16 protein-coding genes and 2 tRNA genes are annotated in these 19,826 nt (G+C 66.6%); 2 read left to right on the top strand and 16 right to left on the bottom strand.

The features are described 5' to 3' along the window. Nucleotides 1-127 precede the first annotated feature (127 nt). The 6 genes from ndk to E5679_RS01775 all read right to left on the bottom strand — a co-directional run bounded on the left by ndk (nucleotide 128) and on the right by E5679_RS01775 (nucleotide 7,218). The gene (gene ndk, locus E5679_RS01800; RefSeq protein WP_138413367.1) at nucleotides 128-544 is read right to left on the bottom strand and encodes a nucleoside-diphosphate kinase; all 417 of its coding nucleotides are present in this window, start codon (nucleotides 542-544) and stop codon (nucleotides 128-130) included. Between the two features lie 39 nt (nucleotides 545-583). Further along, the gene (locus E5679_RS01795; RefSeq protein WP_138413366.1) at nucleotides 584-1,063 is read right to left on the bottom strand and encodes a DUF4233 domain-containing protein; all 480 of its coding nucleotides are present in this window, start codon (nucleotides 1,061-1,063) and stop codon (nucleotides 584-586) included. Beyond that, nucleotides 1,063-2,436 carry a bifunctional folylpolyglutamate synthase/dihydrofolate synthase gene (locus E5679_RS01790; RefSeq protein WP_249335879.1) on the bottom strand — a complete coding sequence of 458 codons (1,374 nt, stop codon included), beginning with the start codon at nucleotides 2,434-2,436 and terminating at the stop codon, nucleotides 1,063-1,065. The genes E5679_RS01795 and E5679_RS01790 overlap by 1 nt, the downstream gene beginning before the upstream one ends. Then, entirely contained in the window at nucleotides 2,433-5,783 is a 3,351-nt protein-coding gene (ileS, locus tag E5679_RS01785; RefSeq protein ID WP_138413365.1) for an isoleucine--tRNA ligase, read from the bottom strand. The genes E5679_RS01790 and ileS overlap by 4 nt, the downstream gene beginning before the upstream one ends. A 274-nt stretch (nucleotides 5,784-6,057) precedes the next feature. Beyond that, nucleotides 6,058-6,855, bottom strand: coding sequence for an SDR family oxidoreductase (locus E5679_RS01780; protein WP_138413364.1), 798 nt, complete (start codon nucleotides 6,853-6,855; stop codon nucleotides 6,058-6,060). Between the two features lie 9 nt (nucleotides 6,856-6,864). Then, nucleotides 6,865-7,218 (bottom strand): DUF488 domain-containing protein, encoded by a 354-nt coding sequence (locus E5679_RS01775; RefSeq protein WP_138413363.1) that lies wholly within the window; start codon nucleotides 7,216-7,218, stop codon nucleotides 6,865-6,867. A 37-nt stretch (nucleotides 7,219-7,255) separates the two neighbouring features. On the opposite strand from E5679_RS01775, the gene valS reads away from it, so the two are divergent. Next, nucleotides 7,256-9,874 (top strand): valine--tRNA ligase, encoded by a 2,619-nt coding sequence (gene valS / locus E5679_RS01770; RefSeq protein ID WP_138413362.1) that lies wholly within the window; start codon nucleotides 7,256-7,258, stop codon nucleotides 9,872-9,874. Nucleotides 9,875-10,180: 306 nt separating this feature from the next. Here valS and E5679_RS01765 read toward each other — a convergent pair whose 3' ends face one another. Further along, on the bottom strand, nucleotides 10,181-10,804 hold the full coding sequence (locus tag E5679_RS01765; RefSeq protein ID WP_171042203.1) for a mycothiol-dependent nitroreductase Rv2466c family protein: 624 nt from the start codon (nucleotides 10,802-10,804) through the stop codon (nucleotides 10,181-10,183). A gap of 327 nt (nucleotides 10,805-11,131) precedes the next feature. Between E5679_RS01765 and E5679_RS01760 the strand changes: the two genes are divergently transcribed. Next, the gene (locus E5679_RS01760) at nucleotides 11,132-12,487 is read left to right on the top strand and encodes an MFS transporter (RefSeq protein WP_138413360.1); all 1,356 of its coding nucleotides are present in this window, start codon (nucleotides 11,132-11,134) and stop codon (nucleotides 12,485-12,487) included. 72 nt (nucleotides 12,488-12,559) lie between these two features. Here E5679_RS01760 and clpX read toward each other — a convergent pair whose 3' ends face one another. The 9 genes from clpX to E5679_RS01715 all read right to left on the bottom strand — a co-directional run bounded on the left by clpX (nucleotide 12,560) and on the right by E5679_RS01715 (nucleotide 19,758). Further along, a complete protein-coding gene (gene clpX, locus E5679_RS01755; RefSeq protein WP_138413359.1) occupies nucleotides 12,560-13,849 on the bottom strand; it encodes an ATP-dependent Clp protease ATP-binding subunit ClpX in 1,290 nt (429 codons plus the stop codon). A 150-nt stretch (nucleotides 13,850-13,999) separates the two neighbouring features. Continuing rightward, the gene (locus tag E5679_RS01750) at nucleotides 14,000-14,659 is read right to left on the bottom strand and encodes an ATP-dependent Clp protease proteolytic subunit (protein ID WP_138413358.1); all 660 of its coding nucleotides are present in this window, start codon (nucleotides 14,657-14,659) and stop codon (nucleotides 14,000-14,002) included. A gap of 39 nt (nucleotides 14,660-14,698) precedes the next feature. After that, nucleotides 14,699-15,319 carry an ATP-dependent Clp protease proteolytic subunit gene (locus E5679_RS01745; RefSeq protein ID WP_138413357.1) on the bottom strand — a complete coding sequence of 207 codons (621 nt, stop codon included), beginning with the start codon at nucleotides 15,317-15,319 and terminating at the stop codon, nucleotides 14,699-14,701. A gap of 210 nt (nucleotides 15,320-15,529) precedes the next feature. Next, nucleotides 15,530-16,921 carry a trigger factor gene (tig, locus tag E5679_RS01740; RefSeq protein WP_171042202.1) on the bottom strand — a complete coding sequence of 464 codons (1,392 nt, stop codon included), beginning with the start codon at nucleotides 16,919-16,921 and terminating at the stop codon, nucleotides 15,530-15,532. Between the two features lie 67 nt (nucleotides 16,922-16,988). Further along, nucleotides 16,989-17,063 (bottom strand) — tRNA-Pro (locus E5679_RS01735). Between the two features lie 72 nt (nucleotides 17,064-17,135). Further along, nucleotides 17,136-17,206: transfer RNA gene (locus tag E5679_RS01730), tRNA-Gly, on the bottom strand. Nucleotides 17,207-17,337: 131 nt separating this feature from the next. Further along, the gene (locus tag E5679_RS01725) at nucleotides 17,338-18,267 is read right to left on the bottom strand and encodes an Fpg/Nei family DNA glycosylase (protein WP_138413356.1); all 930 of its coding nucleotides are present in this window, start codon (nucleotides 18,265-18,267) and stop codon (nucleotides 17,338-17,340) included. A 9-nt stretch (nucleotides 18,268-18,276) separates the two neighbouring features. Next, nucleotides 18,277-18,792 (bottom strand): ribose-5-phosphate isomerase, encoded by a 516-nt coding sequence (locus E5679_RS01720; RefSeq protein ID WP_138413355.1) that lies wholly within the window; start codon nucleotides 18,790-18,792, stop codon nucleotides 18,277-18,279. 6 nt (nucleotides 18,793-18,798) lie between these two features. Beyond that, nucleotides 18,799-19,758 carry a hypothetical protein gene (locus tag E5679_RS01715; protein ID WP_138413354.1) on the bottom strand — a complete coding sequence of 320 codons (960 nt, stop codon included), beginning with the start codon at nucleotides 19,756-19,758 and terminating at the stop codon, nucleotides 18,799-18,801. Nucleotides 19,759-19,826 lie beyond the last annotated feature (68 nt).

The following is a 19,826-nucleotide window of genomic DNA, read 5'->3' as shown; positions in this document are numbered from 1 at the left end:
CATCCCCCCCCCCAACGGCCGCGGGCGGGGGGCTCCCTCCATCTTGTGGCCCCCCCCCGCCGTGCTCAGCTGTGGAGTTCCTGTACCAGAAACGCGAAATGGGCGTTGGTTGGTGTACCCGAAACAGTCAGGCGAACCAGATGCCGATCTCGCGTTCCGCGGACTCGGGCGAATCGGAACCGTGCACGAGGTTCTGCTGCACCTTGAGGCCCCAGTCCCGGCCGAAGTCGCCGCGGATGGTGCCCGGAGCCGCGGTGGTGGGGTCGGTCGCTCCGGCGAGGGAGCGGAAGCCCTCGATGACGCGCTCCCCCTCGAACACGGCGGCCGCCACGGGCCCGCTGAGCATGAACTCAAGGAGTGGCTCGTAGAACGGCTTCCCCTCGTGCTCGGCGTAGTGCTGTTCGAGGAGCTCCCGAGACGCGGTCAACAGCTTGAGGTCCGCAAGACGGTAGCCCTTGGCTTCCACCCGCGCGAGGATCGCGCCGGTGAGGCCGCGGGAGACGCCGTCGGGCTTGACGAGGACGAGGGTGCGCTCTGCGCTCACAGTGGCTCCTAGGTAGGCGTGTGGGGATCGAGCCTCAGTCTACTGAGTCTGAGCCTCGCCCCCGGCCCCGCCGAGGTCGGTGCCTCCTGCTTCAGGGTGGGTTCGGTCCCATTCGGCCTGCTCCCGGTCCCGCTGCAGGTTCTCGCGATCCAGCCGGGCACCCGTCCGGATGGCAAACCACCAGAAGAGCGCCATGACCGCGCCCACGAAGTACATCATGGGCTCCACGAGGCCCAACGCGATGAGCACAAGTTGCAGGACCCAACCGAGCACGAGTCCCCACGTCCGCTTCACGACCGCGCAGGCGAGGACCAGCACTGCTACGAGGGTCAGGCCTACGCCGAGGATCGCCCCGGGGCCGAAATCGCGGCCTCGGAGGCCGAAGACGACGAGCGTCGCAAAGAACGCAACGAATGCCTCGGTGAGGAGCATGATCGAGGCAAACTGGACGCGGACCGAGCGCCGGGGCCGCGGCATCCCGGGCCGCCACTCGCGCTGCGCTTTCGTGAGCCGCGCCATCAGGCCACGTCCTTTCCCAGCAGGAGGCGGGCCTCGCCCACCACCGTGATCGACCCCGTGACGAGCACGGCCCCGGCGAAGTCGCCCACCTCGTCGGCGCGCTCGACAGCGTGGGCGATCGCGTCGTCGAGCTTCTCCTCGGTGCTGATCGCCGACTCGTCGAAGCCGAGGTCGAGCGCGAGCTCCGTGAGCTCGTCGGCGGGAATGGCACGGGCAGACGCTGACTGGGTGAAGACGTATTCCACCGACTCGTCCTGGAACTCCTCCTGGAGGGTGCGCAGGATCTCCTCGGCGTCCTTCTCCCTCAGGACGCCCAGCACGATGACGAGGCGGCTGAAGTCGAAGGCCTCCTTGAGGGCCTGGGCGCTCACCTGGATCCCGCCCGGGTTGTGCGCAGCGTCGACGACGATGGTCGGCGAGGTCCGCACGACTTCGAGACGGCCCGGGGAGGTGACCGTCGCGAACGCCTCGCGGAGCACGTCCGCGTCCAGTTCGCGCTCCCCTCCGCCGAGGAAGGCCTCAAGAGCCGCCACCGCAACAGCTGCGTTCTCTGCCTGGTGTGCGCCGTGGAGAGGCACCGTGAGGTCCTCGTACCGGCCCGCGAGACCCTGAACCGTCACCAGCTGACCGCCGACGGCGAGCGTCCGCGCTTCGACGCCGAATTCGACGCCCTCGAAGCGGAACTCGGCGCCGACCTCGCGTGCCTTCTCGAGAAGGACCTGCGCGGCGTCGGACGGCTGGGCGGCGCTCACGAGGAAGCCGCCGGGCTTGATGATGCCTGCCTTCTCGCGGGCGATGTCCCCGGTGGTGTCTCCGAGGAGATCGGTGTGGTCGAGCGAGATCGGGGTGACGACGGAGACGACGCCGTCGCCCACGTTCGTTGCGTCCGTGATCCCTCCGAGGCCCACCTCGATCACCGCCACGTCCACCGGCTCATCCGCGAAGATCGCGAACCCGAGAATGGTCACGCATTCGAAATACGTAAGGCGCGGCTGCCCGACGGCGGTCAGCTCGGCGTCGACGATGCCGATGTACGGCGCGATCTCATTCCAGATCCGCACGAACGTGGAATCCGGAACCGGTGAGCCGTCGATGCTGATGCGCTCGGTCACCCGGCTGAGGTGCGGGCTCGTGTATCGGCCGGTCCGCAGCCCGTGGGCACGGAGGCCGGCCTCGATCATGCGGGCGGTCGAGGTCTTCCCATTGGTGCCCGTGATGTGGACGATCGGGAAGGCCTTGTTCGGCTCGCCCAGCACATCCATCGCCCGGAACAACGGGGCCAGACGCGGCTCCATCTTGTGCTCCGGCGCGCGGCTGAGCAGCTCCGCGTAGACCTCCTCCACGGTGGCAGGAGCGCTCGTCGATTGGCTCACCTCGCCCCCTCCCCTGCGGCAGTCTCCAGATCGCTGGGAACGCGCTCCACCACGGCCACCGGGTCGATGTCCGCGACAAGGAGCTCGAGTTCGACGCTCAGCGTCTCGCCCTTGAGCAGCTCGGCGTGCTCGCGGGCGGCAGCGATGAGCTCCTCGCGAGCCGTCACGCTGGTCCGGATCCGGTCGCTCACGTTCAGATCCGCGTCCTTGCGCGCCTGCTGGATCACGCGGACGAGGTCGCGGGCGTGGCCCTCTGCTTCGAGTTCGGGTGTGACCTCGGTGTCGAGGACCACGAAGCCACCCCCGGGCAGCATGGCAACGGCGCTCGACCCCCCGGCCTTCGCCGCGTCCACGACAGTCTCGAGCGAGTACTCCTGCGGCTCGAGCTCAATGCCGCCAGCCGTAACGGTCCCGTCGTCTGCGACCGACCAGTCGCCCGACTTCGATCCCTTGATGGCCTGCTGAACTCCCTTGCCGAGGCGCGGCCCGGCAGCTCGGGCATTCACCACGAGCTTCTGCTCGATGCCGAATTCCTCCGGCGAGGCGTCTTCCGTATCCAGGAGGCGCACCGACTTGAGGTTGAGTTCGTCCGCGATCACCGACTCCGTCCCGGCGAGACCCGAGGCCCCGGGCACGACGACGGTCATCGCCTTCAGCGGCAGGCGCACCCGCAGCTTCGCGGCCTTGCGCAGCGACGAACCCGCGGAGCACACCGCCTGAGTCTGGTCCATCTGCTCGACGAGGGCAGGCTCGTCGGCGAACAGCCCGCTGTCGGGCCAGTCGGTGAGGTGCACCGAGCGGCCACCGGTCAGGCCCCGCCAGATCTCCTCGGCGATGAGCGGGAGGAGCGGCGCGGCGGCGCGGCAGACCGCCTCGAGCGCGGTGTAGAGGGCATCGAACGCGTCGGTGTCCTCGTCGAAGAAGCGCTGACGGCTGCGCCGGACGTACCAGTTGGTGAGCATGTCGAGGTATTCGCGCAGCAGCTCGCACGCGTTCGAGATGTCGTACGCGTCCAGGTGCCCGCGCATGCCGCCCACGAGCCGGCCCGTCTCGGCGAGGAGGTACCGGTCGAGGGGGTCGGTGTAGCCGTCGCAGCGGAGCTTGGCCCCGTAGCCCTGCCCGCCTTCGGAGGCATTCGCGTACAGCGTGAAGAAGCTGTACACATTCCACAGCGGGAGGATCACCTGGCGGACACCGTCGCGGATGCCCTGCTCGGTGACGATGAGATTGCCGCCGCGCAGGATCGGGCTCGCCATGAGGAACCAGCGCATGGCGTCCGACCCATCGCGGTCGAGGACTTCGGAGACGTCGGGATAGTTCCGCAGGCTCTTGGACATCTTCTGGCCGTCCGAGCCGAGGACGATGCCATGGCTGATGACGTTCCGGAACGCCGGCCGGTCGAATAGCGCCGTCGCGAGGATGTGCAGCGTGTAGAACCAGCCGCGCGTCTGCCCGATGTATTCGACGATGAAGTCGCCCGGGTTGTGCGTCTCGAACCAGCTCTGGTTCTCCATCGGATAGTGCACCTGGGCGTACGGCATCGACCCGGAGTCGAACCACACGTCGAGGACGTCCGGGACGCGCCGCATCGTGGACTGTCCTGTGGGGTCGTCGGGGTTGGGCCGGGTGAGCTCGTCGATGAACGGCCGGTGGAGGTCCGGCTGCCCGTCGTGGTTGAGCGGGAGCCGGCCGAAGTCGCGCTCGAGTTCGGCCAGCGACCCGTACACGTCGGTGCGCGGGTACTCCGGGTTGTCGGAGACCCACACGGGGATCGGCGAGCCCCAGTATCGGTTGCGGCTGATCGACCAGTCGCGCGCATTCTCGAGCCACTTGCCGAACTGGCCGTGCTTGACGTTGCCCGGGATCCAGTTGATCTGCTCGTTGAGCTCGAGCATGCGGTCCTTGATCTTCGTGACCTCGACGAACCAGCTCGAGACGGCCCGGTAGATCAGCGGATTGCGGCACCGCCAGCAGTGCGGATAGCTGTGCACATAGCTGGCCTGCTTCACGAGCCGCCCCTGCTCGCGCAGCACACGCGTGATGGGCTTGTTGGCCTCGAACACCTGGAGCCCCACGATGTCCGCGAGCGCTCCGGAGGCGAAAAGCGGAAGGAATTTGGCGCCGTCGTCCACGGAAAGGATCACGGGGATGCCCGCGGCCTCGCACACCTTCTGGTCGTCCTCGCCGTAGGCGGGGGCCTGATGCACTATGCCGGTGCCGTCCGTCGTCGTCACGTAGTCGGCGACGAGGATCTGCCACGCCTTGCCCGTGCCCCACGTCTCGGAGTCGGTGAAGTAGTCCCACAGCGGTTGGTACCGGATGCCGTCGAGCTCCGCGCCGAGGAAGGTGCGCTCGACGGCGGCAGCGGCCGCCTCTGCAGCAGGGACTTCCCCATCCTCGTAGCCCAGGTCCTTGGCGTAGCTCGGCAGGAGATCCTCGGCGAGCAGGAAGCGCGCTTCGCTCGGGACGTCGGAGGCTGTGCTCATCGTCGGTACCCCGCTGGGCCCGGCGGGCACGACGGCGTAGCGCACCTCGGGCCCGACCGCGAGCGCCTCGTTGGTGGGCAGCGTCCAGGGGGTCGTGGTCCATGCGATCGCGAGGACGCCCTCGAGTGCCTTCGACGCCTCGGATTCGCCTGCGAGCAGCGGGAACGTCACGGTGACCGTCTGGTCCTGACGGTCCTTGTAGACGTCGTCGTCCATGCGGAGCTCATGGTTGGAGAGCGGGGTCTCGTCTTTCCAGCAGTACGGCAGCACGCGGTAGCCGCTGTAGGTGAGGCCCTTGTCGTAGAGCGTCTTGAACGCCCAGATCACGGACTCCATGTACTCGACGTTGAGCGTCTTGTAGTCGTTCTCGAAGTCCACCCACCGGGCTTGGCGCTTGACGTACGCCTCCCATTCGTGGGTGTACTTCAGCACCGAGGCGCGGCAGGCGTCGTTGAACTTGTCGATGCCCATCCGGTCGATGTGGGCCTTGTCGCTCATCCCGAGCTGCTTCATGGCCTCGAGCTCGGCGGGGAGGCCGTGGGTGTCCCACCCGAAGCGGCGCTCGACGCGCTTGCCCCGCTGAGTCTGGTAGCGCGCGACGAGATCCTTGGCGTAGCCGGTCAGGAGGTGGCCGTAGTGCGGGAGGCCGTTGGCGAAGGGCGGGCCATCGTAGAAGACGAATTCGCCGGAGCCGTCGTGGCCGGCATCGCGCTGGTCGATCGAGGCTTGGAAGGTGCCATCCTCATCCCAGTACTTGAGGATGCGCTCCTCGAGCTCGGGGAACCGAACTGTGCTGGTTGCCGGCGCGCCGGCCGCATTCGCGCGGTCGGGCGTGGTGGTCGCTTTGGGGTACACGCTCACGGAAGATCCTTGGCTGTCGAGGCTTCGGAATGCGAGGACGGCAAACGCCCGGATCTGCCGGGCGGCACCGCGGTACCACCTCGCTTGCCCGCCCGGGCTGCCGTGTGGGCAGCCCGCTTGGGCCTCTCGTGAGGGCTATGACGGGCCTGCCCGTCCGGTTCTACTGGGCGGCTCGCCTCGTCGGCGGAGCACGCTGTTCTTCCGGAAGCTCACCGGTGATGGCCGGGTCGACGCTTTGCTGACCAGTCTACCCTTCCCCGCTGGGGCTTTCGGCTCAGCCGCGGCGGATCAGCTTGTGGGCCGCCGCCTGAGCCACCGGTCGGATCACGATGTCGTCGAGGTTCACGTGGTGCGGCACGGTCACGGCGTACCGGACGACGTCAGCCACATCCTCCGCGGTGAGCGGTTCCTCCACTCCCTCGTACACCTTCTCGGCAGCTTCGGCGTTGCCTCCGAGGCGCATCAGCGAGAATTCCTCCGTCTTGACGAGGCCCGGCATGACCTCGATCACGCGGACATTGTGCTCCGCCTCCTCGAGCCGGAGCGCCCGGGTCATGCCGTGCTCGGCGAACTTGGCGGCGTTGTACCCTCCCCCGCCTTCATACGAGACGAGACCCGCCACGGAGGTGAGGTTCAGGACGGTCCCGCGGCCGTGCGCCCGCAGCATCGGCAGGAAGGCACGCGTGATCTTCATCGTGCCGACCACGTTGACTCGGAGCATCCATTCCCAGTCCTCGGTCTTCGCCTCGGCGACCCAGTCGGTCCCGCGCGCACCCCCCGCGATATTGACGAGCGTGTCGATGCCACCGCGGGACTCGACCTCGGCAACGAGGCGGGCAACGTCGTCGTCCTCGACAATGTCCGCGGGGAAGGGGATGGCACCCGTCTCCTCAGCCAGGCGCTCAAGGCGCTCGGCGCGCCGGGCAACTGCGAACACCCGCCACCCCTGCGCGGCGAGCGCGCGGACCGTCGCCTCGCCGATCCCGGTGCTCGCACCGGTGACGACGGCGGAGCGGACTCCGCGCTCGGAATCGGCCGGGGCAGGGGCGGGCTGGGTGGCATCTGAGGTCATGTGCCCAAACTACCTCTGCGGCGCGCCCAATGCCCTCTGGAGGACCACGGCCTGATTGTGCTCTTCGTCGTGTGCGGAGTAGACGAGTTCGACCCTGTCGTGCGCCGCAATCGCGTCCTTGAGCTGCTGGAAGGCTTCCGAGTCTTCGAGTTCGTCGCGGTACCGCCGCGCGAACTCCTCGAAGCGCTCGGCCTCATGGCCGAACCACTTGCGGAGCTCCGTAGACGGCCCGACCTCCTTGAGCCAGAGGTCGACTCCGGCCTTCTCTTTGCTGAGGCCGCGCGGCCACACCCGGTCCACCAGGATGCGGAACGTCCCGGCAGGCGAGGACTCGTAGACGCGCCGGACGCTGACGATGCCCATGGGGCCATGGTTGGGATTCATACGTAGAATTGCAAGCATGCCTGAAGCGAACCCCACGGGTACAGACACGCCCATCTCTTCCCGCCCAGCCACCCATGTCCCCGACAAGCCCGCCCTTGAGGGCCTCGAGGCCAAGCTCACGGAGCGATGGCTGACCGACGGCACCTACCGCTTCAACCCGGACACCACCCGGAGCCAGGTCTACTCGATCGACACTCCCCCGCCGACCGCTTCGGGCTCGCTCCACGTGGGCCACATGTTCTCCTTCACCCAGACCGACCTCCTCGCGCGGTACCAGCGCATGACGGGCAAGAACGTCTTCTACCCGATGGGCTGGGACGACAACGGACTCCCCACCGAGCGGCGCGTCCAGAACTACTACGGCGTGCGGTGCGATCCGAGCATCCCGTACAACGCCGACTACAGGCCGCCCGCGCAGCCGGCCAAGAACCAGCGCGACTTCGACGTCATCTCGCGCCGCAACTTCATTGAGCTCTGCGAGGAGCTCGCGGTCGAGGACGAGAAGGTCTTCGAGCACCTCTTCAAGACGCTTGGCCTCTCGGTCGACTGGGACATGACCTATCGCACGATCGACGACGTCTCGCGCGCCATCTCGCAGCGAGCCTTCCTCCGCAATCTCGGCGACGGCGACGCCTACCTCGCCGAGGCGCCGACCCTGTGGGACGTCACCTTCCGAACCGCGGTGGCCCAGGCCGAGCTCGAGGACCGCGAGGTGCCCGGTGCCTACTACCGCTATGCCTTCACGGCCGACGACGGTCGTCAGGTTCACATTGAGACGACCCGCCCCGAGCTGCTCGCCGCGTGCGCGGCTCTTGTGGCCCACCCGGACGATGAGCGCTACCAGCCGCTCTTCGGCACCACGGTTCGCTCGCCGCTGTTCGGCGTCGAGGTCGAGGTCAAGGCCCATCCGCTCGCGAAGCCGGACAAGGGCTCCGGCATCGCCATGGTCTGCACATTCGGTGATCTCACCGACGTGACGTGGTGGCGCGAGCTCCAGCTTCCGACGCGATCGATCATCGGGCGCGATGGGCGCCTCCAGGCGGAGACGCCGGAGTGGATCACCTCTGAGGAGGGCAGCGCGGCTTACGCCGAGATCGCCGGCAAGACCGCGTTCTCCGCGAAGGAGGGCGTCGTGAAGATGCTCGGTGAGCGGGGACTGCTCGACGGCGAGCCGAAGAAGATCATGCACCCCGTGAACTTCTACGAGAAGGGCGACAAGCCGCTCGAGGTCGTCACGAGCCGCCAGTGGTATATCCGAAATGGCGGGCGCGACGCGGACCGTCGGGCTCGCCTCCTCGAACGCGGCCGCGAGTTCGCCTGGCACCCGGCTTTCATGCGGTCCCGCTATGAGAACTGGGTCGAGGGGCTCAACGGCGACTGGCTCGTCTCGCGCCAGCGCTTCTTCGGCGTCCCCATCCCGGTGTGGTACCGCCTCGACGAGGGCGGGAACCCCGACTACGAGAACCCGATCGTCCCGGACGATTCCATGCTGCCCGTCGATCCCGTCGCCGAGCCGGCCCCCGGCTTCGACGAGACGCAGCGCGATCAGCCGGGAGGGTTCACTGGTGATCCGGACGTCCTCGACACCTGGGCAACGTCTTCTCTGACCCCCCAGATCGTCGGCCGCTGGAGCCGCGATGACGAGTTCTTCGCGAACGTCTTCCCCTTCGACCTGCGTCCGCAGGCCCACGAGATCATCCGGACGTGGCTCTTCTCCACGACGGTCCGCGCCGATGCCCTCCACGATTGCGCGCCGTGGAGGAACGCCGCGATCTCTGGCTGGGTGCTCGACCCGGACCGCAAGAAGATGTCCAAGTCCAAGGGCAATGTCGTGGTCCCGACCGACATCCTCGAGGAGTATGGGGCAGATGCCGTGCGCTACTGGGCGGCCTCGGCCAAGCTCGGCGCAGACACCGCCTTCGAGGTGGCCCAGATGAAGATCGGTCGCCGCCTCGCGATCAAGATCCTCAACGCGTCGAAGTTCGTCCTCGGGCTAGGCGCCACCGAGGAGAATGTCCTGCGCGACCCTGCCGATCCTGTTCTCGTGAACCCGCTCGACCGCGCGCTGCTCGCGCAGCTGGCCGACGTCGTCGCGCAGGCTGGCGGAGCCTTCGCGGCCTACGACCCCGCCAAGGCGCTGCAGCTCACGGAATCGTTCTTCTGGCAGTTCACGGACGATTATGTGGAGCTCATCAAGGATCGGGCCTACGGCGCGCAGGGCGAGGAGCAGAAGGCGTCCGTGCTCGCAGCGCTGGCGACCACCCTGGACGCGCTCCTGCGCCTCTTCGCGCCGATCCTGCCTTTCGCCACTGAGGAAGTCTGGGGCTGGTGGCGCTCAGGCTCCGTGCACCGCGCCGACTGGCCCCAGCCCCTCCCCGTCGAGGGGGACCTCGGCATGCTGGTCACCGTTGGCCTCGCACTCTCCGGCATCCGGAAGGCGAAGTCCGAGGCGAAGGTCAAGCAGCGCACGGAGGTCCTCTCGGCCACGGTCTCGGCTGGCCCTGCTCAGCTCGCCCAGCTCGAGGGCGGTCTCGGCGACCTGCGCGCCGCAGCCAACGCCCGTGAGCTGCGCCTCGAGGAGAGCACCGGCGAATTGAGCGTCTCCGGCGTCGAGCTCGCGGCAGTGGACGCCTAAACGACTCATCTGGGCGAACGAGCTTGGGCAAAAGGGAAGCCCCATCAGCGTTGAACGCGTTGGTGGGGCTTCGACTTTTCGGCTGCCCGGTGACGTCGTGCAGTCTGGTGGAATCCTCGGAATCCAGGTCTTACCCTCCGTCACAGGGGGTCAGTCGCCGGCTTTGCCTGAGGCTGCGTCGAATCGACTGTCACTGAATCTTCGGTTTCCACGTCCTCCTCCGGCTGTGGAGAAGGTACTTCTTATTGTGATCCGGGTCACTTCCCGCGGCAAGGGGAATGGAGGAAGTACAGAGCCGTAATTCGCTCAGACAGCCTTCGGCCGCTCGGTCCTGGTCCTCTTGATCTCGAAGAAGTGCGGATATCCGGCAAGCGTCACCGAGGCGTCCCAGATCTCGCCCGCCTCCTCGCCCTGAGGCACACGCGTCATGACCGGCCCGAAGAAGGCCGTGCCATTGAAGGCGACGATGGGCGTTCCCACCTCTTGCCCAACGAGTTCGATTCCAGACTTGTGGCTCTTCCGGAGCTGGGCGTCGTACTCCTCGGAGTCTGCATACTGAGCCAGATCCGAGGGGAGCCCGACCTGCTCCAAGGCCCGCCGGATCACCTCGGGACGATCCTTGACGCCCTCGTTGTGAATGAGGGTCCCCATCGCATCGTAGAGCGGCTTGATGTGCTCGGTTCCATGCAGCTCCGACGCGGCGATGATGACGCGGACGGGGCCCCAATTCTCATCCATGGCGCGCTGGTAGTCGCTCTCGAGCTCTCGGCCTTCATTCAGCACGGACAGGCTCATCACGTGCCAGTCCGTCTCGATCTCCCTGACCTTCTCGACCTCGCCAATCCATCGCGAGGTCACCCAGGCGAAGGGGCAGGCGGGATCGAACCAGAAGTCCGCCTTGCTCTTCGCGATCTGCGCAGTGTCAGTCATGCTCATCTCCTTCTTTCGAGGGAATCACCCAGCCCATCGTATTCAGAGTTCCACGGAGCCGTAGGATTTCCACTACACGGAAATCAAATTTCCTCTTGCGGAATGAAAGTAGCGCTCCTAATCTTGAATCATCCGATCCCACGTGAGGTAGCTCACTAGAGCTTCTCCCATCAACGAGGACTGGCTTCCATGTTCCCCTCCACCAGCGACGCGCTGAAGGCGAGTTCGGCGCGCTACGGGACCCCGCGACAAGGCCGTCGCCGCTCCCGCACACTGATCGCCCGCGCGGTGATCGCCCCGACCCCATCTCTGACCTAGGAGCTCCCTGTGCTTTCTCAGGCTTCCAAGAAGGCTTCACACGATCGCGTCTCCGCACCTGCCCGCCCCCGCGGCAAGGCCCGCTGGAGCATTGCCCTGCTCATGGGCTTCGGCATCCTCATCAACTACGTCGACCGGCTCTCGATTTCGGTCACCCAGAAACCTCTGACCGAGGACTTCGGCCTCACGGCCACGGAGTTCGGCGTCCTGTCCTCGGCCTTCCTCTGGTCCTATGCCATCATGCAGATCCCCTCGGGGATGCTGCTCGACCGCTTCGGCGTCAAGCGGGTCTGGGGTGCGAGCGCCGTGCTCTGGACCGTGGCGTCCGTGCTCACCGCTATCGCCTCCGGGGCATGGGTCATCATCATCGCCCGGGTGCTCCTCGGGGTCGCCGAGGCACCCGCATTTCCCGGAGCCATGAAGGCGACCGGGCAGTGGTTCCCGCGACACGAGCGCGGCCTCTGCACAGCGATCTTCGACAGCGGGACCCGACTGGCCAACGTCCTTGGCCTGCCTCTCATCGCCTTCACCGTCTCCACGTGGGGCTGGCGTGAGGCGTTCTGGCTGCAGGCCGTCCTGTCCGTCATCTTCCTCGCGGCGTTCCTGTGGCGGTACAGCGGCCCGAAGGCGCGCTTCGCCAAGGGCCGCATGACCAGTGAGGAATACAGCTACATCGTCCAGGGCGGCGCGTCGAGCGAGGAGGTTCGGCCGTCAAGCGATTGGGCCACCGTCGCCTACCTCCTTCGGCAGCGCAAGGTCTGGGGGCTGTCCCTCGGACTCGCGGGAGCCGGATACGTGCTGTGGATGCTCCTGACGTGGCTTCCCGGCTACATGCAGACGACTATGAACCAGAGCGTCCTCCAGAGCGGCATCTACGCAGCTGTCCCTGCCTTCGCCATGTTCGTCTCCGAACTGACCATTGGCGGCTGGTGGGTCGACCGCGTGATTGGACGCGGCGCGAATGCAGACAAGGTGCGAAAGGGCGTCTTGGTGGTCGGCATGATCATCGCGCTGTTCACGGTCGGCGCCGCCTTCAGCGACAACCCGGTCTCCGCCATCATCTGGATCGCCATCGGAAGCGCCGGAATCGCCCTCGTCTATGTCACGAGCAACTCCCTCCCGGCACTCATTGCCCCCGAGGGGAGCGCGGGATCGCTTGCCGCGATCGTCAACTGCGTCAATCTCCTCGCGGGCGTCGCCGCCCCCATCATCACGGGGCTCATCGTCGATGTCACCGGCCACTTCGTCTACGCCTTCTTCATCGGCGGCATCGCACTCGTCGGCGGCCTCGCCTCCTACCTGCTGCTCATGGGCAAGATCGAACCGATCCCCGCACGCGCTATCGTTCACACGACCGACGTCTGATGCCGTAGGAACCCAACCGCTCAGGACAGAGAGCCCCGGCCGATTGGCCGGGGCTCTCTGTTCCTGCGCTGATCAGGCAGACTTGGTGCGCCGCTTGGCCACGACGCTGTGCGGGATGAGGCTCGGCTGCTCGTGGCGGATGACGACGTCCCTCGTCACCACGACGCCGGCGACGTCGTCGCGGCTCGGGAGATCGAACATGACGGGAAGCAGCACCTCTTCCATGATTGCCCGCAGGCCCCGTGCCCCGGTGCCGCGCTCCAGGGCGAGGTCCGCAATGGCCTCAAGCGCCTCGTCCTCGAAGTGCAGCTCGACGCCGTCCAGCTGGAACATCTTCTGGTACTGCTTGACGAGCGCGTTCTTTGGCTCCGTGAGGATCTGCATGAGAGCCGGACGGTCGAGGTTCTCGACGGTCGTGATGACGGGAAGGCGCCCGATGAACTCGGGGATGAGCCCGAACTTGAGCAGGTCTTCCGGCATGACGTCGGCATACGTGCTCTCATGCTTGGTGATCGAGCTGAGGGGAACCCCGAAGCCGATCCCCTTCTTTCCGGCACGCTGCCCGATGATCTCCTCAAGCCCGGCGAAGGCACCAGCGACGATGAACAGCACATTCGTCGTGTCGATCTGAATGAACTCCTGATGCGGGTGCTTGCGACCGCCCTGCGGGGGCACGGAGGCCACGGTGCCCTCGAGGATCTTCAGCAGCGCCTGCTGAACGCCTTCGCCTGAGACATCCCTGGTAATCGACGGGTTCTCGCTCTTGCGGGAGATCTTGTCGATCTCGTCGATGTAGATGATGCCCTGCTCAGCCTTCTTGACGTCGTAATCGGCCGCCTGAATGAGCTTGAGCAGGATGTTCTCCACGTCCTCGCCCACGTACCCGGCCTCCGTGAGGGCGGTGGCATCCGCCACGGCGAACGGCACGTTGAGTCGGCGGGCGAGGGTCTGGGCCAGATACGTCTTGCCACATCCGGTCGGGCCAATCAGAAGGATGTTGGACTTGGCGATTTCCACATCGTCGTGGCCATGGCCCTCCGCAAGGGAACCCGACTTCGAACCGTGCCCTGCCTGAATGCGCTTGTAGTGGTTGTACACAGCCACCGCGAGGGCGCGCTTCGCGTGCTCTTGGCCGACAACGTACTCCTGGAGGAAGTCGAAGATCTCACGGGGCTTTGGCAGCTCGAAGCTTCCCAGGTCCGAGACCTCCGCGAGCTCCTCCTCGATGATCTCGTTGCACAGCTCGATGCACTCGTCGCAGATGTAGACCCCAGGGCCCGCGATGAGCTTCCGAACCTGCTTCTGGCTCTTCCCACAGAACGAGCACTTCAGCAGATCCGCGCTCTCGCCAATCCGAGCCATTCGTCGAATCCCTTCATGTAGGGGCAGAACCAGTGACCACTCCACTGTAGGCCACGCCACCGACAGCGCACCGAAGCCAAACGCCGGTGCCGCCGAAGATTTCTCGGCGGCACCGGCGCGCTGGGCACGTGCCCTCCAGTGCTCAAGCGGTCAACGGGCGATCGCGCTCTGCCGAATTTTACGGGACTCGAGAACCTCGTCCACGAGTCCATACGTCTGGGCTTCCGGGGCCGTGAGGAAGAGGTCGCGCTCGATGTCGCGGCTGATCTCCTCCGGTGTCTTGTTCGTGTGCTTGGCCCAGGTCTGCTCAAGCCACTCGCGCATCCGGAGCACTTCGCGTGCCTGGATCTCGAGGTCCGTCGCCTGGCCGCCCGAACCGCCGGACAGGGAGGGCTGGTGGATCATGACCGTCGAGTTCGGCAGTGCAAGGCGCTTGCCCGGCGTGCCGGCCGCAAGGATGACTGCCGCGGCAGACGCTGCCATACCGAGGCACACCGTCTGGATTTCCGGACGGATGAACTGCATGGTGTCGTAAATGGCGGTCATCGCGGTGAAGGAGCCGCCCGGCGAGTTGATGTACATCGTGATGTCGCGGTCCGGATCGTTCGCCTCGAGGACCAGCAGCTGGGCCATGATGTCATCTGCCGAGGCGTCGTCCACCTGGACGCCCATGAAGATGATGCGGTCTTCGAACAGCTTGGTGTAGGGATCCTGGCGCTTGAAGCCGTAGGGCGTGCGCTCCTCGAACTGGGGAAGGATGTAGCGGCTCGTCGGCAGGCCCGCCGGGTTGACGCCCATGTTGTAGTTCATCTGTTGCTCCTTCTTGCCGTGCGTTGCCGCGGGCGTCTCTTACTTGTCCGTCCCACCGCCGCCGGTGACGTGACCGGCGCGCGCGGCGATCTTGTCGAAGAACCCGTACTCGAGCCCCTCCTGGGCCGTGAACCACTTGTCGCGGTCGTTGTCCTTGAGGATCTGCTCGACCGTCTGACCGGTCTGCTCGGCCGTCAGTTCTGCCATGACCTGCTTCATGTGGAGGATCAGCTCGGCCTGGATCTTGATGTCCGAGGCCGTGCCACCGATGCCGCCCGAAGGCTGGTGCATGAGGATCCGGGCGTGCGGCGTGGCGTACCGCTTGCCCTTCGCGCCAGACGAAAGGAGGAACTGGCCCATCGACGCCGCGAGGCCGGTCGCAACGGTCACCACGTCGTTCGGCACATACTGCATCGTGTCGTAGATCGCCATGCCCGCGGTGACCGATCCGCCGGGCGAGTTGATGTAGAGGTAGATGTCCTTCTCGGGATCCTCGGCGGAGAGCAGGAGGAGCTGCGAGCAGATGGTGTTCGCATTGTCGTCCCTGACCTCAGAACCGAGCCAGATGATGCGCTCCTTGAGGAGTCGCTGGTAGATGAAGTCCTGGCCGTTGCCCTCGGGCTGGCCCGCCAGGCGCGGCGTGGTCTCCGGCTGCTGCATGGTGGCGATACCTCTCGATCTCCTGCACAAGCTGATTGCTGCTACAGGGACAGTAGCCCGTTTCGAGGTGTCTTTGTTCCACACGGCGCGGCTGTTCGCTTTGGGCGCATGCTGCCCCGCGCAGCCCTCGTTCTTCGCCGCCCTTCTAACGACGGAGGCCGCCGGCCCTCGCACTCAGGCGGGGTCGGCGGCCTCCAGGAAGCGACGCGATCAGAACTTCGCGGCAGCGGGATCGTCGCTCGGGACGACGTTCGCGGCGCTCTCGTCCGAGGACTCCTCAGAAGCCTCGACGACGTCCTCCTCGGCGCCCGGCCGGACGAACTCCGAGAGATCCACGGGGTTGCCCTCTGAGTCGGTCACCTCTGCCTGGCCGAGGACATGGGCGAGGGCCTTGCGGCGGCGCACCTCGCCGACCATCATCGGGACCTGGCCGGACTGGTCCATGATCTGGGCGAACTGGTTCGGGTCCATGCCGTACTGCGAGGCGGTCGAGATCAGGTACTCGATGAGCTCGTTCTGCGAAACGCCGATCTCTTCCTTGTCGGCGATCGCGTCGAGGATGACCTCGTTCTTGAAGGCGCGCTCCGTGTTGGCCTTGACCTCGGCGCGGTGCTCCTCGGTGTCGTGGTCCTCGCCCGCCGCGTGGCCGCCGGCCTCGGGGTTGAAATGGGCCTCGACCTGATCAGTGATGACGGTGTCGGGAACGGGAACCTCGACGAGTTCGACGAGCTTGTCGAGGACCTTGTCGCGCGCCTCGATGCCCTGCTGGGCGACCTTCGCGTCCGCGGCCTGCTTCGCGAGGTCCTCGCGCAGTTCGGCGATCGTGTCGAACTCCGACGCGAGCTGGGCAAAGTCATCGTCCGCCTCGGGGAGCTCGCGCTCCTTGACGGCGGTCACCTTCACGGTCACCTGAGCCTGCTCGCCGGCGTGCTCGCCACCCGCGAGCTTCGTCTCGAAGATGGCCTCCTCGCCCGCGCTCAGACCGGTGACAGCCTCGTCGAGACCGTCGAGCATCGTGCCCGAGCCGACCTGGTACGAGAGACCGGACGCGGAGTCGACCTCCTCGTCGCCCACCTTGGCGGTGAGGTCGATCGTCAGGAAGTCATCTGCCTGTGCGGGGCGCTCGACCGGCTTGAGGGTGCCGAAGCGGGAGCGGAGGTCGTCGAGAGCCTTCTCCACATCGTCGTCGGAGGCCTTCACCGCCTCAACGTCGACCTTCAGGCCCGAGTACTCGGGGAGTTCGATCTCCGGGCGGACGTCGACCTCGACGCTGAACGTGAGCTGGCCGTCGGTGGCGCTCGGGTCCGGAACCTCAGTGATCTCGACCTCGGGGCGCGAGAGCGGACGGATGCCGGTCTCCACCACGGCCTGCTGGTACCAGTCGTTCAGGCCGTCGTTGATCGCGGTCTCGAGGACGTAGCCGCGGCCCACGCGCTGGTCGATGATGCGGGACGGAACCTTGCCCTTGCGGAAGCCGGGGACCTGGATCTGGTCCGCGACCTGCTTGTACGCCGCGTCGATGTTCGGCTTGAGCTCGTCGAAAGGGACCTCGACGTTGAGCTTGACGCGGGTGGGCGTGAGATTCTCGGCGGCGCTCTTCACAGCGTGGCACTCCTGAATGTTCTGGTTGGAGGTTGCCGCCCTGGCTGGCTTGCCGACGGCGGAACTGTCGGGATGACAGGATTTGAACCTGCGACTTCCTGCTCCCAAAGCAGGCGCTCTAGCCAAGCTGAGCTACACCCCGTCTCTGGTGCACAGACCACAATACAGGCGTCGCTGCAGGGGCGCACATTCGTACTTTCACCAGGCGCGAGAGAGGGGGCGACGGGAATCGAACCCGCGTATCCAGTTTGGAAGACTGGCGCTCTACCATTGAGCTACGCCCCCATAGGCGCACTCAACTAAAGCGAATGCGCCGACTCCGTGTCAAATCGCCTGTCAGATCGACCCCTTGTCGAATCAGAGGCTTGCACGCCGGATCAGAGGCTTGCACGTCGAATCAGCGGCTTGCATTCGCATCAGAGGGCCTGGCACCCCGGGCACCAGTAGAGTTTGCGTCCGGCCTCGTCGGCGAGGAGCACGGTCCTGGTGCATACGCGGCACGGCTCCCCATGGCGCCTGTAGACGTAGTGGGCGTCGCGCAGCAAAGGGAGCTCCCCCGCGGGAAAGGACCAGAAGCTGGGGTCCGTCGTCACAATCCGGCCGTCGCGCAGCCCCTGCCCCAGGGCCACGACCGCGTCAGCCCACAGTGCGAGCGCCCTTTCACGCCCCAGCGACGAACCAGGGGTGGCCGGATCCAGCCGTGCGCGGAACAGGAGCTCGGCCCGATACACGTTGCCGATCCCCGCGATGACGGATTGGTCCATGAGCAGGCGGCAGATGGGCGTACGACGGCGTGCCAGCCTCCGCGCGAATTCCTCCCCTGGCTCCTGGCTCGGCTGCGCCGTGGCCAGCGGATCCGGCCCGAGACGGGCGAGCACGGCTTCCACTTCTGGGTCGGTGGCGACGGCGCACACAGTGGCCCCCCGCAGATCGGCCCAACCGTGCTCGGAAGCAAGCCTCACCCGGACGGCCCCGACGGGAGGCGGCGGACCAGCATAGGCCGCCTCGCCGCCGTCGTCCGTTCCGCCGTCGCTCATTCCGCCGTCGGCGATCTCTTGCTCGCCCACCCGCCGCGGTGCGCCGATGCTGGAAGCCCCACGGAAGGTCGAATCTCCGCCGAAGTCCCACGCGCCGTACAGGCCAAGGTGGACGTGGAGTGAGAGGCCGCCCTCAAATCCGAGGAACAGCTGCTTACCGTGTGCCCGCGCCGACTCGAGTGCGCGGCCGTCCAGCAAGGCTGCCCCCTCGACGAACCTGCCCTGGGGGCTGCTCACGGTGAGGCGCTCGCCCACGAACACGTCTGAGAACTGCCGCGCGAGGCGGTGGATCGAATGGCCCTCCGGCAATGTGGCGCCCTAGTCGAGGATCTCGCCGGTCGTCTCGTAGGCGGCGATCTTGCCGATGCGGCGCACGTGCCGCTCGTCATGGCTGAACGGCTCCGTCAGGAAAGCCTCGATGAGCGAGGTGGCCTCCTCGACGCTGTGCTGACGGCCGCCCACGGCGATGACGTTGGCGTCGTTGTGCTCTCGCGCGAGTCGTGCGGTGTCCAGATTCCATGCGAGGGCAGCACGGATGCCTTTGACCTTGTTCGCCGCAATCTGCTCGCCGTTGCCAGAACCGCCGAGCACGATTCCGAGGGCGTCGACGCCGGCTTCCTGGTCCGCGATCACCGCCAGGGCAGCGCGAATGCAGAACGAGGGGTAGTCATCGATCGGGTCATAGACCTTCGGACCGTGGTCCACGACCTCGTAGCCCTGCGCCCCGAGGTGGCTCACGAGGTGAGCGCTGAGCTCCATCCCTGCGTGGTCGGTGGCGATGTGGACGCGGGGCTTGGACACGGGTGTTCCTCTCGGAAGTGGGATGGGCCGCATCCAAGACTAATGTGCGGACGTGCCGCCTAGCACGTCCGAGACGCGCTCCGCGATGGCCGGGTCCTTCGCCGAGAACACGTACCGCGTGCCGTCCCGGCAGAGCACGTCCACCGCTTCGCCGCTCGCAACGAGAGCCGAGACGAGCTTCCCTCGGCGGCGGTAACCCCAGCCGCCGAATGCACGGGCGGAGACAGCACCATGGCCGGCCCGAAGGACGCGGGCCACCGGAATCCGGGCCGCCCGCACGACCCCGGCGAAGGCAACCCGCACTTCGTCAGGGTCGACGCTGACTCGGACCATGAGCATGGACGCGATGGCCATGCTCAGGAGAAGGATGGCCAGCGAGATCCAGGGAGAGACGAGCAGCGCGAGGAGCGAGAGGTTGACCCCGAGGATCGCGAGCATCACGAAGACCGAGGATCGCGCGTGCGCCCAGAACACGAACGTGTTCCTTGCGCGCTCGGGCTCGAGCACGTCGAGCAGGGCGTCTTCATCGCGGGGGCTCCACTGCTCATCAGGCTTGAAGAGCATGAACATGACGACGGCGAGTGCCACCGTCGCGCCGCTGCCCGAGGCGAGGACGGTGGGGTCGGGATGGGTCTCGCGAGCGTCCCGTGCGTCGACTTGGCCCATGAGCCCCGCCCCCAGCACCGTCACGAGGAACATGGACATGCCCACTCCCCCGGCCATGAAGATCTTGCGCGAGATCGGCGGGCGCGCCTCAAGGCCGGCTTGGAGGCACAGGAGGATTCCGATGACGGCCACGAGGACCGCGCCGCCGGCGAGGTAGAGGGGAAATGGCACGAACGCCCGGCCCCCGTCGGCATCCCACAGCCACGCGACGGGCTCGGGGACGTGGGTGCGGAAGGTGAACGCGGCCAGGGCGAAGCCGGCCGCGAGGAGAATGGGGTAGCCGATGGCGAAGCGGACGGCCTTCCGGTCCCACCGCGCGTCCACCTCAGCCATGCCTCCACGCTAACGCAGCCCGCGGTCGCGCGTCATAGAAGCAGCAGGCACTTGCACAGGCGGATGAA

The sequence above is a fragment of the Sinomonas gamaensis genome (assembly GCF_005876955.1).
GTDB lineage: Bacteria > Actinomycetota > Actinomycetes > Actinomycetales > Micrococcaceae > Sinomonas > Sinomonas gamaensis.
Note: the sequence above shows the minus strand (reverse complement) of the source record. Positions and strands in the feature narration are given on the sequence as shown.

What these genes read in the sequence shown, in the direction of transcription:
- valS (WP_138413362.1), top strand. Translation starts at nt 7,256, where the DNA reads ATGCCTGAAGCGAACCCCACGGGTACAGACACGCCCATCTCTTCCCGC.
- E5679_RS01795 (WP_138413366.1), bottom strand. Translation starts at nt 1,063, where the DNA reads ATGGCGCGGCTCACGAAAGCGCAGCGCGAGTGGCGGCCCGGGATGCCG.
- clpX (WP_138413359.1), bottom strand. Translation starts at nt 13,849, where the DNA reads ATGGCTCGGATTGGCGAGAGCGCGGATCTGCTGAAGTGCTCGTTCTGT.
- E5679_RS01715 (WP_138413354.1), bottom strand. Translation starts at nt 19,758, where the DNA reads ATGGCTGAGGTGGACGCGCGGTGGGACCGGAAGGCCGTCCGCTTCGCC.
- E5679_RS01780 (WP_138413364.1), bottom strand. Translation starts at nt 6,855, where the DNA reads ATGACCTCAGATGCCACCCAGCCCGCCCCTGCCCCGGCCGATTCCGAG.
- E5679_RS01775 (WP_138413363.1), bottom strand. Translation starts at nt 7,218, where the DNA reads ATGGGCATCGTCAGCGTCCGGCGCGTCTACGAGTCCTCGCCTGCCGGG.
- E5679_RS01750 (WP_138413358.1), bottom strand. Translation starts at nt 14,659, where the DNA reads ATGAACTACAACATGGGCGTCAACCCGGCGGGCCTGCCGACGAGCCGC.
- E5679_RS01765 (WP_171042203.1), bottom strand. Translation starts at nt 10,804, where the DNA reads ATGACTGACACTGCGCAGATCGCGAAGAGCAAGGCGGACTTCTGGTTC.
- E5679_RS01720 (WP_138413355.1), bottom strand. Translation starts at nt 18,792, where the DNA reads ATGCGGCCCATCCCACTTCCGAGAGGAACACCCGTGTCCAAGCCCCGC.
- E5679_RS01745 (WP_138413357.1), bottom strand. Translation starts at nt 15,319, where the DNA reads ATGCAGCAGCCGGAGACCACGCCGCGCCTGGCGGGCCAGCCCGAGGGC.